The sequence below is a fragment of the Synechococcus sp. R55.7 genome (assembly GCF_047461955.1).
In the GTDB taxonomy this organism is placed as follows: Bacteria; Cyanobacteriota; Cyanobacteriia; order Thermostichales; family Thermostichaceae; genus Thermostichus.
Genome location: NZ_JANSIC010000174.1, coordinates 2,498 through 5,503 on the forward strand (window position 1 = coordinate 2,498; position 3,006 = coordinate 5,503).

The window sequence follows — 3,006 nt, forward strand, 5'->3', positions numbered from 1 at the left end:
GTCAATCGTTGCAGGGTGGGAATGAAGTCGGGGTAGGAGATGCGGGCACAGTCGGCTCCCCTGAGGAGGGTGGATCCCTGCGCTCCTAGAGCTGCCACCATCAGGCTCATGGCGATGCGGTGATCCTCGTGGCTGTCGACCTCGGCCCCGTGAAGAGGGATCCCTCCCTTGATTTCCAGGCCATCGGGATATTCGGCGACCTGGGCTCCCATGCGGCTCAGCTCTTGGGCTATGGCAGCCAGACGGTCGCTTTCTTTGACCCGCAGCTCTGCGGCATCGCGAATCACGGTGATCCCCTCGGCAAAGGCCGCCGCCACCGCCAAAACCGGGATCTCGTCGATCAGGGTGGGGATGAGATCGCCGGCGATGGTGCAGCCGCGCAAGCGGGCCGAACGCACCCGCAGATCTCCCAGGGGCTCGCCGGCCATTTCCCGGCAGTTTTCAATTTGAATATCGGCCCCCATCTCCTGCAACACCTGCAGCGCACCGGTACGGGTGGGGTTGAGGCCCACATCCCTTAGCAGCAATTCGCTCTCGGGCACAATGGAGGCGGCCACCAGCCAAAAGGCTGCCGAGCTGATATCCCCCGGCACCTGAACTCTCTGGCCCACCAGGCGGGATCCCCCCACCACGGCCACGGTTTTTGTTTCCGGATCCACCTGAATGTTGGCCCCGAAGGCCCGCAACATCCGTTCCGAGTGGTCCCGAGAGAGAGCCGGCTCGGTGACTTGGGTGGTGCCTTCCGCCAGCAGGCCCGCCAGCAAGAGGCAGGATTTTACCTGCGCCGAAGCCACCGGGGAGCGGTAGTGAATGCCCTTGAGGGATCCCCCTTGTACGGCCAAAGGTGCCAACGTCCCACCGGCCCGTCCCCAAATGCTGGCCCCCATCTGCCGCAGCGGTTCTACCACCCGCCCCATGGGCCGCGAGCGCAGGGAGCGATCGCCGGTGACGGCAAAAAAGCGCCCGGCCTGGCCAGCCAGGATCCCCAGCATCAGTCGCAGGGTGGTGCCGGAGTTACCTGCATCCAACACGTCTGCCGGTTCTTGCAGCCGGCCCAGGCCAACTCCCCGAATGCGAACACACTCGCTGTTGAGCTCCGAAATATCTGCCCCCAGCGCCCGAAAACAGGCTGCCGTACTGCGGGGATCCTCTCCCAGCAACAGCCCTTGGATGGTGGTTTCTCCTTCGGCCAGGGATCCCAGCATCAGGGCGCGGTGGGAAATGGATTTGTCGCCGGGGATGCTCACTTGGCCGCGCAGGCCCTTGGCCGGCGAGAGGGTCAAGATATCAGTAGCAGAAGAGTGAGTCAACACAGCAACTCTGATGGCAGACTGGGCAAAAGCGGCAGCAGTCTCATCTTACTCAGGCCCGGACTCATGCCCCAGAGATCTTACCAGGGATCCCAAGACAGCCTGTCTTTTGACGGCCACCCCTCTTTTCTCAGAGGATCACCTTAACAACATGGATTCCTCGGTCGGGGCCTGGCCTCGGCCTTTTTTTTGCAGATACTGAACTTTGTAGCAGCAGAAATAGAACCCCCGCAGACCGTGCTTGGCAAGGTGTATCAACACGACTCTGTTTTGACCGAGGAGGTGATGGCCTACCTGCAACCCCAGGGGGGCGGTATTTTTTTGGATGTGACGTTGGGAGGGGGTGGACACAGCTTGGCGCTGCTGCGGGGGGGAGCTGCCCGAGTGGTGGGGTTGGATCGGGATCCGGCGGCTCTACAGGCGGCGCAAGCGCGTTTTGCAGCAGAAGGGATCCCCGGCAGCCGCATCCAACTGTGGCACCTCAATTTTGCCGATTTCGATCTGCAGCAGCATGGCTTTCGGGATGAGCAGGGGCAGGGGATTCCCTTCGATGGCATCGTGGCCGACTTGGGGGTGAGTTCGCCGCAACTGGACTGCCCTGAGCGGGGATTTAGCTTTCGCGGAGAGGGGCCGCTGGATATGCGCATGGATCCCAGTGCCGCTCAGGAAACCGCTGCCGATTGGGTTAATCATCGCCCGGTCGAAGAGTTGATCGAGATTTTCACCCGTTACGGCGAAGAGCGATTTGCCCGCCGCATTGCCCATCACATCGAGCAGGCTCGTCCCCTCGCCACAACCACCCAGTTGGCCCAGGTGGTTTGGCAGGCGGTACCTCCGGCAGCTCGGCGAGGCCGCATCCACCCGGCCACCCGCGTCTTTCAGGCGTTGCGCATTGCCGTGAACCGAGAACTGGAGGCTTTAGAAACCTTACTGGCCCAAGCCCCCACTTGGTTGAAACCCGGCGGCAGGTTGGCCGTGATCAGCTTCCATAGCCTTGAAGATCGCTTGGTGAAATGGGCCTTCCGCAGGGATCCCCGTTGGCAGGTGCTCACCCCCAAGCCCTTGTCCCCTTCCGAACTGGAACGGCAACGCAATCCACGGGCCCGCTCTGCCAAACTGCGAGTGGCTGCCCGCAGCAGTCAGATGTAGGTTTAGGTTGGTTCTCCCGCTCTCAAGAGATCGGCTACCGTGAAGCGGACAGCTGTCCTGCTGAGGCCGGGAATCGGGAGAAGGGGGTTGCTGTTGGGGGGCGCGGGGAACTAGGGTGAAGCGGAACCGGCAGTCCTGCACCGTCGGATTCCTTGGTGTGTGTGAGGTTAAGCCCTATGGTTAGCCAGCCTTTGAACGCAGGTCTTGATCGTCCCAAAAGCCCTCGTCGCCACAGACAGCCTTCTGCTCTGAGCCGACCCCTCTCCGGTACAGTTCAAGCCAGCCGCACCCAGCCTTTGGATTTGAAGTTGAAATCAGCCCATCCTCGCAGCCAACATTCGGCTTGGGCAGAACACCTAGCTTGGTGGAAGCAGATCTCCACAGGGATGGCTATCCTCTCCGGTGTTTCAGTGTTGAGCCTTTACAGTTGGACTGTGCATACCCAAAGCCGGTGGAGCCAGCGTTACCAGGTGTGGCAGCAGATGCAACGCAACGAACGACAGTTTCTGCTGACTCAGGAATCCATCGCCAATTCTCTGCGGGAAAT

3 protein-coding genes are annotated in these 3,006 nt (G+C 61.4%); 2 read left to right on the forward strand and 1 reads right to left on the reverse strand.

Annotated elements, in window-relative coordinates; translation table 11 throughout:
• The coding region (gene aroA, locus NW820_RS09515; RefSeq protein WP_414407351.1) for a 3-phosphoshikimate 1-carboxyvinyltransferase at nucleotides 1–1,313 on the reverse strand (1,313 nt) is incomplete at its 3' end.
• 234 nt (nucleotides 1,314–1,547) lie between these two features.
• Here aroA and rsmH point away from each other — a divergent pair.
• Complete coding sequence (rsmH, locus tag NW820_RS09520; protein ID WP_202943713.1) at nucleotides 1,548–2,459, forward strand: 16S rRNA (cytosine(1402)-N(4))-methyltransferase RsmH; 912 nt, start codon at nucleotides 1,548–1,550, stop codon at nucleotides 2,457–2,459.
• Nucleotides 2,460–2,635: 176 nt separating this feature from the next.
• The coding region (locus NW820_RS09525) for a hypothetical protein (RefSeq protein WP_414407352.1) at nucleotides 2,636–3,006 on the forward strand (371 nt) is incomplete at its 3' end.